The organism is Bradyrhizobium viridifuturi, assembly GCF_001238275.1.
GTDB classification, from domain to species: Bacteria; Pseudomonadota; Alphaproteobacteria; order Rhizobiales; family Xanthobacteraceae; genus Bradyrhizobium; species Bradyrhizobium viridifuturi.
The window spans coordinates 89,172-106,429 of record NZ_LGTB01000008.1 but is presented as its reverse complement, the minus strand read 5'-3'; the positions used below and the strand labels follow the sequence as shown (position 1 = coordinate 106,429).

The 17,258-nt window shown below is 64.6% G+C and carries 12 protein-coding genes and 3 pseudogenes; 5 read left to right on the top strand and 10 right to left on the bottom strand.

From position 1 onward, the window contains the following. Positions 1-10: 10 nt before the first annotated feature. From glsA to ALC15_RS09400, 4 genes and pseudogenes are all read right to left on the bottom strand, one after another. Positions 11-1,869, bottom strand: a pseudogene (glsA, locus tag ALC15_RS09415) (glutaminase A). A gap of 22 nt (positions 1,870-1,891) precedes the next feature. Next, complete coding sequence (locus ALC15_RS09410) at positions 1,892-3,955, bottom strand: TRAP transporter permease (RefSeq protein ID WP_050626996.1); 2,064 nt, start codon at positions 3,953-3,955, stop codon at positions 1,892-1,894. A gap of 47 nt (positions 3,956-4,002) precedes the next feature. Then, positions 4,003-5,165, bottom strand: a pseudogene (locus ALC15_RS09405) (TAXI family TRAP transporter solute-binding subunit). A 154-nt stretch (positions 5,166-5,319) separates the two neighbouring features. Beyond that, the gene (locus ALC15_RS09400; RefSeq protein ID WP_050626995.1) at positions 5,320-5,541 is read right to left on the bottom strand and encodes an acyl-CoA carboxylase biotin carboxyl carrier protein subunit; all 222 of its coding nucleotides are present in this window, start codon (positions 5,539-5,541) and stop codon (positions 5,320-5,322) included. 130 nt (positions 5,542-5,671) lie between these two features. On the opposite strand from ALC15_RS09400, the gene ALC15_RS09395 reads away from it, so the two are divergent. Together ALC15_RS09395 and ALC15_RS09390 are read left to right on the top strand one after the other, a co-directional pair. Beyond that, positions 5,672-6,646 (top strand): IclR family transcriptional regulator, encoded by a 975-nt coding sequence (locus ALC15_RS09395; protein ID WP_050627082.1) that lies wholly within the window; start codon positions 5,672-5,674, stop codon positions 6,644-6,646. After that, the gene (locus ALC15_RS09390; protein WP_050626994.1) at positions 6,576-8,135 is read left to right on the top strand and encodes an acyl-CoA carboxylase subunit beta; all 1,560 of its coding nucleotides are present in this window, start codon (positions 6,576-6,578) and stop codon (positions 8,133-8,135) included. The genes ALC15_RS09395 and ALC15_RS09390 overlap by 71 nt, the downstream gene beginning before the upstream one ends. A gap of 113 nt (positions 8,136-8,248) precedes the next feature. Here the strand turns inward: ALC15_RS09390 and ALC15_RS09385 are convergent. Further along, positions 8,249-9,411 (bottom strand): annotated as a pseudogene (locus tag ALC15_RS09385) (patatin-like phospholipase family protein). Positions 9,412-9,631: 220 nt separating this feature from the next. Between ALC15_RS09385 and ALC15_RS09380 the strand changes: the two are divergent. Then, entirely contained in the window at positions 9,632-10,417 is a 786-nt protein-coding gene (locus tag ALC15_RS09380) for an acetoacetate decarboxylase (RefSeq protein WP_050626993.1), read from the top strand. 43 nt (positions 10,418-10,460) lie between these two features. On the opposite strand, the gene ALC15_RS09375 is transcribed toward ALC15_RS09380, so the two are convergent. The 4 genes from ALC15_RS09375 to ALC15_RS44770 form a co-directional block, all read right to left on the bottom strand. Further along, on the bottom strand, positions 10,461-11,765 hold the full coding sequence (locus ALC15_RS09375) for an MFS transporter (protein WP_050626992.1): 1,305 nt from the start codon (positions 11,763-11,765) through the stop codon (positions 10,461-10,463). Positions 11,766-11,986: 221 nt separating this feature from the next. Beyond that, a complete protein-coding gene (locus ALC15_RS09370) occupies positions 11,987-13,183 on the bottom strand; it encodes an acetyl-CoA C-acyltransferase (protein ID WP_050626991.1) in 1,197 nt (398 codons plus the stop codon). Positions 13,184-13,815: 632 nt separating this feature from the next. Beyond that, complete coding sequence (locus tag ALC15_RS09365) at positions 13,816-14,328, bottom strand: ParB N-terminal domain-containing protein (RefSeq protein WP_050626990.1); 513 nt, start codon at positions 14,326-14,328, stop codon at positions 13,816-13,818. 110 nt (positions 14,329-14,438) lie between these two features. Further along, positions 14,439-14,606 (bottom strand): hypothetical protein, encoded by a 168-nt coding sequence (locus tag ALC15_RS44770; RefSeq protein ID WP_167350138.1) that lies wholly within the window; start codon positions 14,604-14,606, stop codon positions 14,439-14,441. Positions 14,607-14,871: 265 nt separating this feature from the next. Between ALC15_RS44770 and ALC15_RS09360 the strand changes: the two genes are divergently transcribed. Both ALC15_RS09360 and ALC15_RS09355 read left to right on the top strand, forming a co-directional pair. Beyond that, complete coding sequence (locus tag ALC15_RS09360; protein WP_050626989.1) at positions 14,872-16,131, top strand: MFS transporter; 1,260 nt, start codon at positions 14,872-14,874, stop codon at positions 16,129-16,131. A gap of 84 nt (positions 16,132-16,215) precedes the next feature. Continuing rightward, positions 16,216-16,620, top strand: a complete 405-nt coding sequence (locus tag ALC15_RS09355; protein WP_050626988.1) for a hypothetical protein — start codon at positions 16,216-16,218, stop codon at positions 16,618-16,620. Between the two features lie 274 nt (positions 16,621-16,894). Here ALC15_RS09355 and ALC15_RS09350 read toward each other — a convergent pair whose 3' ends face one another. Further along, positions 16,895-17,176, bottom strand: coding sequence for a hypothetical protein (locus tag ALC15_RS09350; RefSeq protein WP_128089482.1), 282 nt, complete (start codon positions 17,174-17,176; stop codon positions 16,895-16,897). Between the last annotated feature and the right edge of the window lie 82 nt (positions 17,177-17,258).

Here is a 17,258-nt window from a genome sequence, read left to right as displayed (position 1 = left end):
GCAGAAAGACCTACCCCGACGTCAGCAGATCCACCTTCGCGTTCGCCACGATCAGCCGCTCGGCGAGAATCTGGGCGAGGTTGCGCATGATCCGCTCGCCGGCACGCGGATGCTGCTCCCGGAAGCGCTCGAAATCTGCAATCGATACCTCATAGGCGGTGGCCGACATGTCGGCCACCACATCCGCCGAGCGCTTCGGCTCCAGCAGCGCCATCTCGCCGAACGCCATGCCGGCGGTCAGCGTCGCGAGCCGGATGCCGTCGGGCAAGGTGACGTGGACCACGCCGCTGCGCAGGAAGAACAACGAGCTCGCGTCGCTGCCTGCGGTGATGATCTTTTCGTTCGGCTGGTAGGCCCTGACCGCGCAGAGCGAGGCGAGATCGGCGATCTCGTCGGCGCTCAGTCCGGCAAGCAGCGGTTGCTCGGCAAGCTCCGTGGTCTCGAGGAAGTCGATCGAGCCGCCATAGCGGTAGACGATCTGGTCCTCGGCCCATTCGATCGCGGTGTCGAGCAGGTAGAAATCCCTGATATTGCCCAGCCGGTTGGTCCACTCGCTGATCGTGGTCCATTCGCGCGAGGTCCGCTTGATGCCGGACAGGATCACGGTGACGCGAGCTCGGCCAGCTCCTGGAAGGCCTCCGCCACCAGTCGGGCGCCGGCGCGCGTCGTCGCGGTGACGCGGCGCAGGTCGAAGATCACGAATTCCGGTCGCGGGCTGCCGGCGAGGCGGCGCGAGACATAGTCGACATTGGAGAGCGACAGCGTGCCGACCAGTTCGATCACGCGCACCTCCTGGAAGTGCTTGGCCAGGATCTCCTGCTCCTGTGGCCGCCGCACCCGACGCGACGGGTTCTTGCCGATGTTGTAGTCGGCGATGATGCTGTGGCGGGCGTCGTCGCTGCGGTTCAGCATGTGCAGGTCGTAGTGCGCCGACAGCGTCTCGCAGACCTTGATGCCGCGCACGCTGTTGCCGTGCTTGTCGAGCTTCGGCGAGTAGCTGCCGAGCCCGAGCCGCGCCGGCAGCGCCGCCAGGATGCCGCCGCCGACGCCGCTCTTGGCGGGAATGCCGACGCGGTAGATCCATTCGCCGGCGAAGTCGTACATGCCCGACGAGGTCATCACCGACAGCGTGCGCGCGATCGCGTAGGGCGTCACCACCTGCTCGCCGGTCAGCGGGTTGATGCCGCGGTTGGCGAGCGTCGCCGCCATCACGGCGGTGTCGCGCGCGGTGACGAGGATGGCGCATTGCCGGAAATAGACGTCGAGCACCGCCGGCACGTTCTCGGTGATCACGCTGTTGGTGCGCAAGAGATAGCCGATCGCCCGGTTGCGGTCGCCGGTGGCGCTCTCGGAGGCGTAGACCGCCTCGTCGACGTCGAGCTCGCGGCCGGCGAAGCGGCCGAGCGCGTGACGAATATAATCGAACGCACCGTCGCCCTTGTCGACATGGAGCAGGCCCGAGCAGGCGATCGCGCCGGCATTGACCATCGCATTGAACGGATGGTTGTCGGCATTGAGCCGGATCGAATTGAAGGGGTCGCCAGACGGCTCGACGCCGATCACGCTCTCCACCCGCTCGGCGCCCAGGGTGTCGAGCGCAAGCGCGAACACGAACGGCTTGGACATCGACTGGATGGTGAAGGGAACGCGGGTGTCGCCGACCTCGTAGACGTGGCCGTCAAGCGTCGCGAGGCTGATGCCAAAATGGGCAGGATCGGCCTTGCCCAGCTCGGGGATGTAATCGGCCACTGCGCCGGCGGCCTCGGTGACGAAGTTTGCGTAACAAGTGTGCAGAAACCGCAGCAGCGGCGGCTGCGAGCGGGTCCAGTTGACGGTGCTGGCGGTGACGGGAGGAGGCGATCGTTTCATCGCCTCCTGTTGTGCAACGCAATCAGGGCGCGCGCAACTGGTTCGGGACCAGCGCCTGGCGGCGGACCAGCATCAGCGCGATCAGGATCGTCGGGGCGAGGATCGCCAGCCCCAGCAGCGTCACTTGCAACTGCGACAGCGGGTTGATGCCGCCGCCGGGCGTCGCCAGCACGAAGCCGCCGATCACAAGCAGCACCCGCAGCGGCCACTCCAGCGCGCCGGCGCCGCGGAGGTCGCCGACGAACGCCTGATAGCCCTGGATGCCGCCGCAGATGAACAGCGTGCCGCACGCTGCCAGCGCCATCAGGCCGAGGCCGGCGAGATAGGGGCTTGGGCCCTGCATCACCAGCGCCGGGTTGAGTACGAAGAAGAACGGGATGAAATAGATGATGCTGCCGACCCACATCGATTCCCATCCGGTCTTCATCGCGGGCGATCCGGCGATGCCGGCCGCGGCAAAGGAGGCGATCGCGACCGGCGGCGTGATCGACGACAGCATGCCCCAGTAGAAGATGAACATGTGCACTGCCATCCGGTTGAGTCCGAGCTTCTCCAGCGCTGGCGCGACCAGGATGGCGAGGAAGATGTAGCAGGCCGTTGTGGTCAGCCCGAGGCCGAGGATCAGGCTGGTGAAGGCGCACATCACGAGCAGCAGGAACGCGTTGTCGCCGGCGAGCGTCAGCAGGTCGTTGGCGAGGCTCGAAACCACGCCGGTCATCGAGAACGCGCCGATCAAGAGGCCGCAGCCGGCGAGGATACCGACCAGTTCGACGAAGGTGCGGCCGTTGACTTCGAGGAATTTTCCGATCGTCGCGAAGCTCCAGCGAGTGTCCTTGGAGAAGATCTGGTTGAGCACCAGCAACAGCGCGGTCGCGTAGAACGGCGCGTGGCTCTCGCGCTTGAAATACAGCAGCATCACGATCAGCAGCGCGATCACGAAGACGTAGTACCAGCCGTCCTTGATCGTATCCATCACCCGCGGCAGCTCGGCGCGCGGGATGCCCTTCAGCCCATGGCGCGCGGCGTAGGAATCGACCTGCATGAAGAGGCCGATATAGTACAGCGTCGCCGGGACGATCGCGGCGACCGCGACCTCGGCGTAGCTGATGTTGAGGAATTGGGCGATCACGAACGCGGTCGCGCCCATCACCGGCGGCGCCAGCACCGCGCCGGTCGAAGCGCAGGCCTCGATCGCGCCGGCATAGGAGGCGCGGAAGCCGCTCCTTTTCATGACCGGGATCGTCATGGTGCCTGCTGTCAGCACGTTGGAGACGATCGAGCCGGACATCATGCCGAGCAGGCCGGAGGCGAAAATGCACACCTTGGCGGCACCGCCGCGGAACGTGCCGCACAGCGCGAAGGCGAGGTTGATGAAGAACTTTCCGGCGCCGGTCATCATCAGCGCGGTGCCGAACACCAGGAAGCCGATCACGGTGTCGGCGAAGGCCTGGATCGGGATGCCGAGCAGGCTCTCGCCCGACAGCACGTGATAGGCGGTGGTCTGGTCGAGCGTGAGCTGCGAGCCTCGGAAGGGGCCGAGCCAGCCCGCTTCGGCAAACAGCGGATAGACGGTGAAGGGGAGCACGCTGAGCAGCAGGCTCCAGCCGCCGGTCCGGCGCAGCGCCTCCATCAGCATCGCCCACATTACGAGGCCGGCGATGATGACGTTGCGCGGTGCGCCGTCGGATTCCCAGCCATATTGCGCCGCCTTGCGCACGTTCAGCATCAGCCAGATCGAGGCGGCGAAGGTCGCGACCGCGAGCGCGAGGTCATACCAGGGAATGCGCGTCAGCGAAGCGCGCTCCGTTCCCGGAAAGATCAGGAACGTGAACGGCAGCATCAGCGCGATCAGAAGATAGAAATACTCGGTGTTGAGCTGGGTGTAGTCGATGAAGAAGCGCAGCGAGAATTGCTGGTTGATGCAGAGCAGGATGGTCGCGGCGGTCGCAACCACCAGCGCCCAGCGCCACGGCCCGTGCAAGGAGCGCACGCGCGTGACCTCGGCCTCCTGCAGATTGTCGAGGCCGGCGTGCGGATCCTCGAACTCGATTCGCTTCGCAGGCGCGGCCGCGGCGTTATCGGGCATCACGCATCCCCCAATGCTGTTGGTTTTGGCCGCAGGCCCGGCGGGCGTTACTCAAAGCCGTTCGGCATGCTGGCTTTCGCCAGCGCCGTGGCACGCGCCTTCATCCAGCCGTCGAGAAAGGCCTTGTCGTCCGCCGGCGGGTTCGACTTGCCGTAGTCGGTCCAGGCGGCGGCAAGCACCTCCTGCCGCTTGTAAAGCGCGGAGTTGTGCGCCTCCTGCGCGTCGCTCCAGTGGCCGGTCTCCTTGAGCGCCTTGACCGCGCCGGGATGCACGGGAACGACCCAGTTCTTGGTCTGCCGGTCGGCGCCGAGGCCGGCGGCCCCGGGCGCCGAATCCTTGTAGGCGTCGTAGTTGACGATCATCGCCTTGGTGATCGCATAGATCTGGTCGGCCGGCTGCGCGGCATAGGCGACGAAGATCGGGTAGGGATAATTGCCAAGCTGGATCGGCTTGTCGGGCGTGATGCCGGCGCCGCAGGTCGCGGTTTGCGGGAAGAAGAACGAGCCGACCTTCTTCACCCGCGCCCAGCCGTCCTTGTCGTCGGCGGGCAGCGGTGGCCACATCAATCCGCGCGGCGAGGTCTCGGCTTCCTTGGCGGGGCCGGTGATGGTGGTGCCGAAGGCGCGTCAGCGTCGTTGTTGATCAGGCCCTTCCACATCGCGCCGTAGCTTGCGAACTCGACGATCTTGACGTCCTTCTCGGTCAGACCGCCGAAGGCGAGCATGGCAAGCGAGTTCTGGTTCAGCGCCGGCGAGCCGACCACGAAGCCGACGCGCTTGCCGCGCAGATCCTTCATCTCCTTGACGCCGGCATCGGCCGCAACGCCGAGCGCGCCGCAATTGCAGTCGACCGACGACAGCAGCAGCTGCAGCGACTGCGGGCCCCATTCCCTGGCGCCGAACTCGAACACGCCTTCCTGCGCGAAATACGTACCCGACCCCATCGCCGAGGAGATCGCGCGCTTGGCGCGCAGCGGCGCTAGCCGCGCGACGTCGTTGCCGGCCGGCAGCACGCGGACGTCGGTGCCATATTTGTCCTTCATCATCTTGCCGACGCCGACCGCGATGTTGAAGCCGGCGGTGCCGGTGTCATAGGCGGTCACCGCCATGGTCGGCGGCAGCTTGATGTCCTCGGCCGAGGCGGGCAGGGCAGCGACGATCAAAAGGCCGGCAAGAGCGACAGGCGCACGCGCCATCAGCCGAAGAAGCATAATTCCTCCCAGTGTTTCGCCGTGCGAAACTTTTCTGAAGAGAAATGATTGCATCACGAACTTGCGATGGCAACGCCACCACCCGCGCAAGCCGGCGATTAATGCCCGTGCATCACCAGACAGATTGTCGCGGGTGAGATTTGAGCGGTCGCCGTCAGGTCTCGACGATCGCGATCGCCTGGCCTTCGGCGATGACATCGTCAATCCGCACCAGAATCGACTTGATTTTGCCTGCTGCCGTCGATGTGACCGGGATCTCCATCTTCATCGCCTCGACGAACGCAATCTCGTCGCCGCTGCCGATGCTGCTGCCGGTTTCAACAGAAAGCGCGCAAACGCGCCCGGCAACCTCGGTCACAACCTTGATCTCTGGCATTCCACTCTCCGATACCGTCTTGCGGAAATTTCATCCGGCGAACGGCTTTTTGTTGTGGCGGCAGATTGCCTGAGGTAGCTTCATCTGCAAGTGGAATTTTATTCCGCAAGACGGAATGGAGCCAAACAAGATGGGACGGCGCTCGGAACGGCTTAGCCGGCAGGGAATGCTCGCCAGCGAGACTGGCGATGGCGATGTCATCCAGGTGGTGTCGCGCGCGTTTGATGTATTGCGGTGCTTCGAGGGACATGAAGCGCGGCTCGGCAATCTCGAGATCTCGAACCGCTGCGGCCTGCCGCGATCGACAGTGTCGCGCTTGACGCACACGCTGACGCGGATGGGACAGCTCGTCTATCTGCCGCGCGATCAGAAATATCGCATCGGCCCGAGCGCGGTTGCGATGAGCACCTCGATGATGAAGGGGCTGCAGCTCCGCAATCTGATCCGGCTGCGTTTGCAGGATGTCGCCGATCAATTGCCCGGCACGGTGGGCTTCGTCATCCCGGACCGCTTTCATCTGGTCTATCTGGAGTTCGCCCGCGCGGCGAATGCGCTCGGCCTGCATGAGGCCACCGGCAGCCGCATCTCGATGGCGACCACCGCCGCCGGCCACGCCTATACCGCGGCGCTCGATCCTGCGATCGGCGATGCGCTGATCGCGGAGATGGAAGGCGAACTGCCCGAGAGCGCCAAGATGCTGACGCCGCGCATCGCGGCCAATCGCCGGCATCTGCAGGAGCACGGCTACGTCGTTGCCTGCGGCCTGTGGAGCCCGCACATCAACGGCGTCGCGGTGCCGCTGTGGTCGCCGCAATATCAGACCTATGTGGTCACCACGATCGGCCTGCTGTCGGCGATGTATGACGAGCAGCGGCTGCACCGCGAGGTCGCACCGCAGATGGTCGACCTCGCCGCCGCACTCGGCAGCTTGCTCGAAGGCGCCGACGGCGACATCTTCAGCAATCGGATCGAGCGCAAGTCGCTTCCCGTGACCACCCATAACAACAACAAAATCATCAAGACGGAGGCAATGAATGAACTGGAAGCCGGAACTCGACGACCTCGCCCGGCGCGAAGCGTTCGCGCGGGAGATGGGAGGCGTTGACAAGGTCAAGCGGCAACGCGACCAGGGCCGGCTCACGGTTCGTGAGCGCATCGACAAGCTCGTCGACCAGAACAGCTTTCACGAGGTCGGCGCCATCTCCGGCATCGCCGAATACGACGAGAGCAACGAACTCAAGCATCTGACGCCGGCGAACTGCGTGTTCGGCCGTGCCAGGGTCGACGGCCGCACCGTGGTGGTGGTCGGCGACGATTTCACCGTGCGCGGCGGCTCGGCCGATGCATCGATCTCCGCCAAGCCGTTGATGGCCGAGGAGATGGCCCACGACTTCCGCCTGCCGATCGTCCGCGTGATCGAAGGCTCCGGCGGCGGCGGCTCGGTGAAGACGATCGAGACCAGGGGCGCCGCCAATCTGCCCGGCGGCGTCGGTGGCACGCGCTGGTACTGGTACACGACCGCCAATCTCGCGCGGGTGCCGGTGGTCGGCCTCGGGCTCGGCTCGGTCGCGGGCCTTGGCGCCGCGCGGCTGGCAGCGACGCACTACTCTGTCATGACCAAGAATTCCGCGATGTTCGTCGCCGGCCCGCCGGTGGTGAAGCGGCTCGGCCAGGATCTGACCAAGCAGGAGCTCGGCGGCGCCGACATCCAGACCCGCGCCGGCGCGATCGACCAGGCCGTCGAGACCGAGGAGGAGGCGTTCGACTATGCGCGGCGCTTCCTGTCCTATCTGCCGGCGTCGGTCTACGATCTGCCGCCGACCATTCCCTGCACCGATGATCCGGAACGTGCCGAGGAATCGCTGCTCAAGGCCGTGCCGCGCAACCGCCGCCAGGTCTACAAGATGCGGCCGATCATCGAGGCGGTGGTCGACAAGGGCTCGTTCTTCGAGGTCGCCGCCAATTTCGGCCGCCCGGTCATCACCGGCCTGGCGCGGATCGAGGGCAGGGCAGTGCTGCTGCTCGCCAGCGACCCGTTCCACTACGGCGGCTCGTGGACCGCGGATGCCTGCGCCAAGGTGGTGCGCTGGGTCGACTTCGCCGAGACCTTCCATCTGCCGGTGGTCTATCTGATGGATTGCCCCGGCTTCATGATCGGGCTCGAGGCGGAGAAGTCGGCGACCATCCGCCACGGCGTGCGGGCGATGGCCGCGGTCAACCAGAGCACGGTGCCGTGGTGCACCATCATCATCCGCAACGCCTTCGGCGTCGCCGGCGTGGTGCATCAGCCGGCCAACCGCTTCTCGATGCGCTATGCCTGGCCATCGGCCTACTGGGGTTCGCTGCCGCTCGAGGGCGGCATCGAGGCGGCCTATCGTGCCGAGATCGACGCGGCCGCCGATCCCGCCGCCAAGCTGCGCGAGATCGAGGACCGCCTCAACAAGCTGCGCTCGCCGTTCCGCTCGGCCGAGAAGTTCTGGGTCGAGGAGGTGATCGATCCGCGCAAGACGCGTTCGCTGCTCTGCGAATTCGCGCGCCTTGCCGAGCCGATCCGCAAGGCCGGCCCGCCGAGCAACATGTCGACGCGGCCGTAACGGCTCCCATCGTCATTGCGAGGAGCGTAGCGACGAAGCAATTCATATGGCCGCAAGTGGTGACATGGATTGCTTCGCTTCGCTCGCAATGACGGCGAAGGTGCTATTGCTTCCTACTCGCTCTCGCGATGCACGTCGTGGATCACGATGCCCATGCCGTTCTCGGGCATCTTGATCCAGTCGCGCCGCTTCAGCGAGCGCTTGGTATCCTCGTGTCCGCTCGCCCAGTGCTCGCGCATCGAGGTGCCGGAGAACTCGTGGTCCTTGGCGTCGCTTCATAGGCTTTCTGCTGATAGATCAGCTGCAGCAGCGTGATGCCCGGCAGCCGGCTGTTGGCCTTCTTGAGCTGGCGCTCCTCGTCCGAGAGCTGGTCGTCCGGAATCTTTCCCAGCGCGTTGTGCAGGGCGGTGCGCAGATTGTAGGTCTTGCGGTAGACGTCGGTGTTGTAGCGGGTGCGCGACGAATACATGATGTCCTTGTGGCGGGCCATCACGTCCTGGATGTCGCGCGGCAGCACGCCGCGGGCCGAGAACAGGTCGACCTGGAACACCAGCGAATTGGCATTGTCCTCCTGGTCGAGCAAATGCTGCAGCGGCGTGTTGGAGACGATGCCGCCGTCCCAGAAATGATCCGTGCCGACCTTCACCATCGGCAGCGCCGGCGGCAACGCGCCGCTCGCCATGATGTGTTCGGGGATGATTTCGTCATGGGCATTGTCGAAATAGATGAAGTTGCCGGACAGCACGTTCACGGCGCCGACCGCAAAGCGCATCTTCTTGGAATTGATGCGGTCGAAATCGACGAGCTCGAGCAGCGATTCACGCAAGGGCGTGGTGTCGTAATAGCTCGTCGCGGTACGCGCGCCGGCCGGGCTGAGCCACGGATTGCTCTGATGCGGGGTGAAGAAGCCGGGCTGCCCCAGCGTCGTCGTCAGCCATGAGCTGGTGAGATTGCGCGCCCTGCGGAAGATGTCGCCGTCCGGCGTGTAGTGCCAGATCTTGCGGCTGGTGATGCGATCCCAGAAAGTGTGCAGCCGCTCCAGCCGCTTGTCGGGCGGATTGCCGGCGATGATCGCCGAGTTGATCGCGCCGATCGAGACGCCGCAGACCCAGTCGGGCTCGATGTTGCACTCATGCAGCGCCTGGTAGACGCCGGCCTGATAGGCGCCGAGCGCGCCGCCGCCCTGCAGCACCAGCGCCACGCGATCACAGCCTTCGGGACGCCAGCCGGGCGTCGCGTGCTCGATATCGTCGACATGAGGGGTACGCGCGTCCATGTCAGGCACTCCAACAATTCGCGGCGAGAATTCAGGGCGCCGATGACGCCGTGATGACAAGTGTGGCCCCGCGCTTGGCGCGTTCGGCATGGCTGCCTGCATGGTTAGCATTGGGCTCATCGGCCGAACCGAGGTCATGGCCCTGACGGAAATCCCTCATATCGCTGTCAATCTCGGCCGATAGCTTCCGCGCTACATTTGCCAACAGGGGGTTATTGCGATGCGCAGGGAAGATCTGCTCAAGCTTCCGTCCATGCCGGCCGCCGGTCCGAGCTATCCCGCCGGTCCTTACCGCTTCATCGATCGCGAATTCCTCGTCATCACCTATGAGACCGATCCGGAATTGATCCGCGCCGGGCTGCCTGAACCGCTGGAGCCGATCGAGCAGGCGATCGTACATTACGAATGGATCAAGATGCCCGACAGCTCCGGGTTCGGCAGCTACACCGAGTCCGGCCTCGTGATCCCCGCGCGGCTGCGTGGCGAAGAGGTCAACTTCGTCTGCCAGATGTATCTCGACGATGATCCGCCGATCGCGGCCGGCCGCGAGATCTGGGGCTTCCCGAAGAAATACGCCCATCCCAAGCTCGAGATCGTCAAGGACACCCTGACCGGCACGCTGGAATATGCCGGCCAGCTCGTTGCGATGGGCACGATGGGCTACAAGCACGAGAGCATGGCGGGCAATGGCGACGCGACCCGCGCCACGCTGTCGAAGACGCAAGTCAATCTGAAGATGATCCCCGGCGTCGACGGCCGTCTCGAGGTCTGCCAGCTGGTCGCGATCAACCTGACCGACATCGTCGTCAAGGGTTCGTGGATCGGGCCGGGCCGGCTGCATCTCGTGCCGCACGTCAACGCACCGGTCGCGGATTTCCCGGTCAAGCGCGTGGTCGGCGCGCATCACTACATCGCCGACCTGACGCTGCCGTTCGGCCGCGTCGTGCACGACTACAACAAGGAAGCCGCCGAGGCCGCAGCGCCGACCGGCCTCGCTGCGGAGTAGGCGCCGGCCGCGGTAGGCATAGGGCCGGAACCGGCGCGGCCGCTCAAGCCGCGGCCGGTTTTGGCTCGGCCACCGGCTTCGGTTGCGGCCGCGCGATCGCCAGTGTCATCAGCGCAGCGCAGACACATAGTGCGCCGGCGATGAAGAACGCCGGCAGATAGCTGGAATAGACCGTGCGCGATACGCCGGCGCCGAACGCGGCCGCGCCGGCGCCGAGCTGGTGGCCGGCGAAGATCCAGCCGAACACCAGATTGGCGCGCTCGGCGCCGAAGCGCTGCGCGGTGAGGCGCACCGTCGGCGGCACGGTTGCGATCCAGTCGAGCCCGTAGAACATCGCGAACAGCGACAGGCCGTAGAAGGTGAAATCGGAGTAGGGCAGGTACAGCAGCGACAGCCCGCGCAGGCCGTAATACCAGAACAGCAGATAGCGGTTGTCGTAGCGGTCGGACAGCCAGCCCGAGATGATGGTGCCGAAGAAATCGAAGATTCCCATCGCGGCGAGCAGGCTCGCGGCCTGCACTTGCGGGATGCCGAAGTCGAGACACATCGGGATCAGATGGACCTGGACCAGGCCGTTGGTCGAGGCGCCGCAGACGAAGAACGTTGCGAACAGGATCCAGAACACCGACGATTTCGAGGAGTCGCGCAGCGTGCCGAGCGCCGCGGCCATGATCGGCGCATTGGACGGCGGCGGCGCGGGGAGGGGTGCGGTGCCCGCATCGCCGAACGGGCGCAGGTCGACGTCGCTCGGCCGGTCGCGCATCAGCATCAGCACTGCAAGGGCGGCGACGCCGAGCATGACGCAGACGAATCCAAGCGCGACGCGCCAGCCGTAGCGCTCCGTGATCGTGGCGAGCAGCGGCAGGAAGGCGAGCTGCCCGGTCGCGACGCTCGCGGTGAGCATGCCGATCACGAGGCCGCGTCGCGCCACGAACCAGCGCGTGGCGATGGTTGCGCCGAGCACCAGCGCGGTCATGCCGGTGCCGATCCCGATCACGACGCCCCACAGCAGGATGAGCTGCCAGACCTGGGTCATCGCCAGCGACGCGACAAGGCCGGAGACCACGATCAGCTGCGCCGCCAGCGTCACGTTGCGCAGGCCGTAGCGGTTCATCAGCGCGGCGGCGAACGGCGCCATCAGCCCGAACAGGATGAAGCGGATCGACAGCGCCGAGGAGATCTCGGCGGTGGACCAGCCGAATTCCTTCTGAAGCGGCACGATGAAGACGCCGGGTGCGCCGACGGTGCCGGCCGAGATCAGCGCGGCGAGGAAGGTCACGGCGACCATCACCCAGCCATAGTGGACGTTGCGGCGGGCGAGGGCTGAAGCAAGCCAATTCGAGATCATTGTGGTCCAGATCAAATGCAATGAGGTTCTATTCGTGATGCGCAATATGGCACGGCGCGTCCATGTCTAAAATGGCGAAGTTCCCTCGTTTTCGGACATCGGGTAATGGTTTTCCGCAGCGGTGTCATTGCAAGGAGCAAAGCGATGAAGCAATCCATGGCTCCGCATATGCGGGACGATGGATTGCTTCGCTTCGCTCGCAATGACGGGAACGCTATCGCTTAATGCGCCACCCGCTCGACCGCGATCGCGGTGGCTTCGCCGCCGCCGATGCACAGCGCAGCAACGCCGCGCTTCAGGTTCTGCGCCTCGAGCGCGTGCAGCAGGGTCACGATCAGCCGCGCGCCGGTAGCGCCGATCGGATGGCCGAGCGCGCAGGCGCCGCCATTGATGTTGAGCCGGTCACGGGGAATGCCGAGATCGCGCTGCGCCGCCATCGCGACCACCGCAAACGCCTCGTTGATCTCGAACAGGTCGACATCGCCGACGCTCCAGCCGACCTTGTCGAGCAGCTTTCTGATCGCAGGGATCGGCGCTGTCGTGAACCACTGCGGCTCCTGGCTGTGGGTGGCGTGGCCCTTGATTTCGGCGAGCACCGGCAGTCCGTCGCGATCGGCGAGCGAGCGCTTCGCCAGGATCAGCGCCGCGGCGCCGTCGGCATTGGCCGAGGAGGCGGCCGGCGTGATGGTGCCGTTGGCGCGGAACGCCGGCTTAAGGCCGGGGATCTTTGCCGGATCCACCTTCAGCGGGTGCTCGTCATTGGCGATGATGCGTGGCCCTGCCTTCTCGGTGAGCGTGATCGGCGCGATCTCGGCCTTGAAGGCGCCGCCCTCGACCGCCCTGCGGGCGCGGCTCAGCGTTTCCATCGCATAAGTGTCCTGGTCGGCGCGGGTGAACTGATAGGCCTCCGCGGTGGCCTCGCCGAAATCGCCCATCGAGCGGCCGGTCTCATAGGCGTCCTCGAGCCCGTCCATCATCATGTGGTCGATGATGCGATCGTGGCCGGCGCGATAGCCGCCGCGTGCCTTCTGCAACAGATACGGTGCATTGCTCATGCTCTCCATGCCGCCGGACAGCACGATCTCGGCCGAGCCCGCCCTGATGATGTCGTGAGCCAGCATGGTCGCCTTCATGCCGGAGCCGCAGACCTTGTTGACGGTGGTGGCGCCGGTCGCATCCGGCAGCCCGGCGCCGCGCGCGGCCTGGCGGGCGGGGGCCTGGCCCTGGCCGGCGGGCAGCACGTTGCCCATGAACACCTCGTCGATGCGCTCGGGCGCGAGTTTGGCGCGTTCGAGCGCCGCGCCGATCACATGCGAGCCGAGCTTGTGGGCGGCGAGCGGTGTGAGCTCGCCCATGAAACGGCCGAGCGGGGTGCGGGCGGCGGAGAGGATGACGACGGGATCGGCGCTGGATGCCATGGCGGAACTCCGTTCCATGCGGGAATCTAATTGGATTATATGCATCATATGATGCGATGCAAAAAATGCAACTGTGGCTCCCATGACAAAATGTCGTGTTCGCATGAGTTGGTGGGGGACATGCTTCACCCCGATCTCCGCTGTCGTCCTGGCTTTCGCCAGGACGACGCTGTGGATGGTTCTCGATTCAGGATATCAAGCACGCGGTGTCATCACCCGCGAAGGCGAAGGCGGTGATCCAGCATTCCAGAGGTAGTCGTTGTTGAACCGATGGGTCGCAGTGTGCTGGATCGCCCGGTCAAGCCGGGCGACGACAGGTGTTGGTGGGGACAAGATTCCCGTCACGTGTCCCTGCGAAAGCAGGGACCCATACTCCGCGGCGGATGAAAGGGACTCGTCGCACCGACATCGTGCACAATAGCCATTCGTGATTATGGGTCCCTGCTTTCGCAGGGACGACACCGAAGGTGTTGCATGCTTTGTGAAAGGCTGACAGCTTTTTACCGCATGTATTGCTTCCAGCCCGAATACATCTTGAAGATGATGAGGGGCGCTGCGGCGGGCTGGGCTGCCTGAATCAGCGCGGGGGCGCTAGACGCAGGAGCACATGGCCGGCACATACGGTCCGACCATTAGTAGCGGCCGCCATCGCGCTTTTGCTGCGTGAGCCATTCCGACAGGGTTTTCGTTTTCGATCCTGCATCGCGGGACGGGCCTCGTCCAATGTTCTTGCCGGAACGCGTTGACCGGAGCTCGGTCGATTCAGGTTTCATGGTTGCAGCCGCGGATGCGGTCGATCTATCCGCAGCTTCCTTTTCGAGGCGCAGCTTTTTCAATCGCGCCATCTTGTCCCGCTCAGCCTCGGTTTCAGCAGTGTCGGATAGCAACGCCTTGTGGTGCGCAGTCTCTGCCGAACCCAGCACTCCGATAATCGTGGTCTCGCCCAGTGCCTTGCAGGCCTCGAGCCGATGCAATCCCTCGAGCAAGACGAGCCGGCCCTCGTCAGGCCGAACGAGAATCGGGAGTTGCTGTCCAACCTCCAGAATGCTCGCGGCGATCTCTTGAACGACCTCGGGCCTGAGGGTCTTCCTCTTCTTCAGGGGAACGTAGATCTGGTCGATTGGAAGGCTTTCCGGGCCAGGCACGGTATTACTCCCTCCTCAGGGCGATCCAAACACGGGTCAAGGACGAAGCGCTACGCCGTGGCCGTAGTCTTGTAAACCAGAGCGGGGCCTCAAGCGCTCGACTTCATGCCCTAATCCGACCGCCAGGCGCCGAGCAGAAATCGCCGCTTCGGTGCGGAGCCCGCCTGCTTCTGCACGTCGGGCAGATCGACGGCGTAACGCTTCATCAGCAACTTGATTGCGATCCCGATGATCACAAAGGGCGTCACGTAGATCGCGAAAACTTCGAAGGCTGTCATGTGGTCCTCCGCGGTTTCGGATCGGCATTGTAGCACATCATCTCACGGGGCGGACCAGACGGATGGCCCGACAACACGCGTTGGTGGGCAGTGCAGCACGCCGCTACCGCCGCGCATGGCCGCATGCGGCGGCTTCGATTGACACGGACACCGTCAGCGCTACGTTCCGGAACAGGGAATTTTCGCAAGAGAATCAACACCCGGATTCAAGACCCAGAAGAACCAAGAAAAGGGCAGGACACGCCGTGACACGCGTCATCGCGTCGTGAGCGGGACCACGCGGACCTCCGCGCTCGCACCGTTTCGCATCCGCAGCTATCGCTTCCAATGGCCGTCCGACCTGCTCACCTCCTGGGCGTTCGAGGTCGAGACGCTGGTGCTCGGCTGGTACATCATGGTCGAGACTGGCTCGGTGCTGCTGCTGACCGTGCTCGCCTCACTACAATATGTCGGCACCCTGGTCGCGCCCGTGGTCGGCATGATCGGCGACCGCATGGGGCACCGGGATCTCCTCGCCGTGATGCGCTTTGCCTATACGGCGCTGGCCGGCACCATCATGACGCTGGCGCTGACGGGACATCTCGCACCGCTCAACGTCATGATCATCGTCGCGATCATGGGGCTGATCCGCCCATCGGATCTCGGCGTGCGTGGCGCGCTGCTCGCCGACATCATGCCGCCGGAGCAGCTGGTCGGCGCCATCAGCCTGGCGCGCACCACGCAGGACTCCGCGCGCATCGCCGGTGCGCTGACCGGGGCGGGATTGTTCGCGGCGCTCGGCATCGGTTATGTCTATGTCGGGATCGCCAGCTTCTATTTCGTCGCCGCCATCCTGATGCTCTGCATGGGCCGGCCGAAGTCCCACGGCGCAGCCGCTCAGTCTGACGTCGACCTGCCGGGCTCAAAATTGCTGCGCGATCTCAAGGAGGGCATCGTCTATGCCTGGAGCGGCCCGGGCATGCGCGCCGCGCTGTGTGTCGCCTTCCTCGCCAACCTCACCGCGTTTCCGCTCACCAACGGGCTGTTGCCCTATGTCGCACGCGACATCTTCCACACCGACCAGACCGGCCTCGGCTATCTCTCCGCAAGCTTTGCGGTCGGCTCGTTGATCGGCTCGATCACGCTCAGCATGGCCGGCGGCGTGCGCATCGCGCGGCTTCTGATCGGCGCGACGCTCGCCTGGTATGCGATGCTCTTGGTGTTCGTCGAGCTCCGCACCATGCCGGTGGCGATGGCCTGCCTGGTGCTGGCAGGCATCGCGCAGAGCATGTCGATGATCTCGGCGGCCGTGATGCTGATGCGCAACGCCAGCGCGCATCTGCGCGGCCGCGTGATGGGCGTGCGCATGATGGTGATCTACGGCCTGCCGCTCGGCCTGCTCGCGGCCGGCAGCCTGATCGACCTGATCGGCTACACCGCAACCGGCACGCTGCTCGCGGCGGCGGGCTTCATGGCGATGCTGGCGATCGCCGTGCACTGGCGGGCTGATCTCTGGCCGGTGCACGCGCCGGCCAATGCAAGGTGAGTGGCGCGCGTAGCCCGGATTCCGCTGCGCCTCATCCGGGCTACAAGACTGGCCATAGAGCTGAACTACAGATCGAGATGTGGAATGGATGAGCAGCACAGAATTCGGCTGATCGGCGGTCACGACGAGGAAACGGCTCTCTTCACATTATTCGATGACGGGGATGTCTGTAGGCTTCGGTGCGAATACCGACACAAGACCGTTGAGCGCACTGCGAGCGACTTCTTCCAGGCTCTCTGCGATATTCGCAGTCTCTTAGCCGAGGATGGTGTCATTCCATTCTGTTATGGAGCAAGCCTGAACGTATACCCTTCGGGGATGGCAAGAGATATGGGCCAAGGTCTCAAGGCTTACAAGATGACCGTCGGCCAACACGCGAAGATGAGCGATCTCGTCGAGACATTTGCCAGCGGCCCCGACGTGATTCCCGCCTCAGTTGCCGCGCAGGAGCGGTTTTTCCGTGATTGGCTCGCGTCACCGCGCTCGTAAACGCTGGTTCCGCAAGGGTCCAGCGCAACCGTAGTCAAGATGAATCGATGATCACGGGCAAGGACTTCATCAAGTACATCATCTGGGTGTGTTTTGTTCTGACCGTTCTCGCGCTTTGCGCGACATTCCTTCGGCCGCGTGCGGGTCACTCCCAAATGGGAACGCTCCAGCCATTGTCCGGATGAGCGAAGCGATGTCCGGGACGATCGGTCCCGCATGTCGCTGCGCTCATGCGGGCCACAGGGGTCGACCAAGACCGCTTGCTGCGTGATGCCTACGTTGAACTCGCAGTCGGGTAGAACTGTCTCATGAATTCGTCAATCTGGCGGTCTGTCGCCTGCCAGTGTGGACCTTGCTCACTCCGCAACAAACAGAGGCCCAGTAATTCCAGTGGGCAATCGGCGACAAGATGGAGCGTCTCCTTCTTCGCGATCCAGTGCTCCTGATCGCCCTTGCCAGCACGATCAACTGTGTATCCGAGCTTGAGTAGCGTGAGGTATGCTGGGACAGCCGTGTTGCCCGCCGCCGCAATTACTTCATTCACCATTGCAGCCACCGTCTCAATGCGCCGTGGTCAACTAGATCGTCAACAGCTAGCGTAGCCTAGATGGAACGTAGCGCAATCCGGGCATGCGCAG

Coding starts and splice junctions, on each gene's coding strand:
- ALC15_RS09410 (WP_050626996.1), bottom strand. CDS start 3,955: ATGCCCGATAACGCCGCGGCCGCGCCTGCGAAGCGAATCGAGTTCGAG.
- ALC15_RS09400 (WP_050626995.1), bottom strand. CDS start 5,541: ATGCCAGAGATCAAGGTTGTGACCGAGGTTGCCGGGCGCGTTTGCGCG.
- ALC15_RS09395 (WP_050627082.1), top strand. CDS start 5,672: ATGGGACGGCGCTCGGAACGGCTTAGCCGGCAGGGAATGCTCGCCAGC.
- ALC15_RS09390 (WP_050626994.1), top strand. CDS start 6,576: ATGAACTGGAAGCCGGAACTCGACGACCTCGCCCGGCGCGAAGCGTTC.
- ALC15_RS09380 (WP_050626993.1), top strand. CDS start 9,632: ATGCGCAGGGAAGATCTGCTCAAGCTTCCGTCCATGCCGGCCGCCGGT.
- ALC15_RS09375 (WP_050626992.1), bottom strand. CDS start 11,765: ATGATCTCGAATTGGCTTGCTTCAGCCCTCGCCCGCCGCAACGTCCAC.
- ALC15_RS09370 (WP_050626991.1), bottom strand. CDS start 13,183: ATGGCATCCAGCGCCGATCCCGTCGTCATCCTCTCCGCCGCCCGCACC.
- ALC15_RS44770 (WP_167350138.1), bottom strand. CDS start 14,606: ATGACAGCCTTCGAAGTTTTCGCGATCTACGTGACGCCCTTTGTGATC.
- ALC15_RS09355 (WP_050626988.1), top strand. CDS start 16,216: ATGGATGAGCAGCACAGAATTCGGCTGATCGGCGGTCACGACGAGGAA.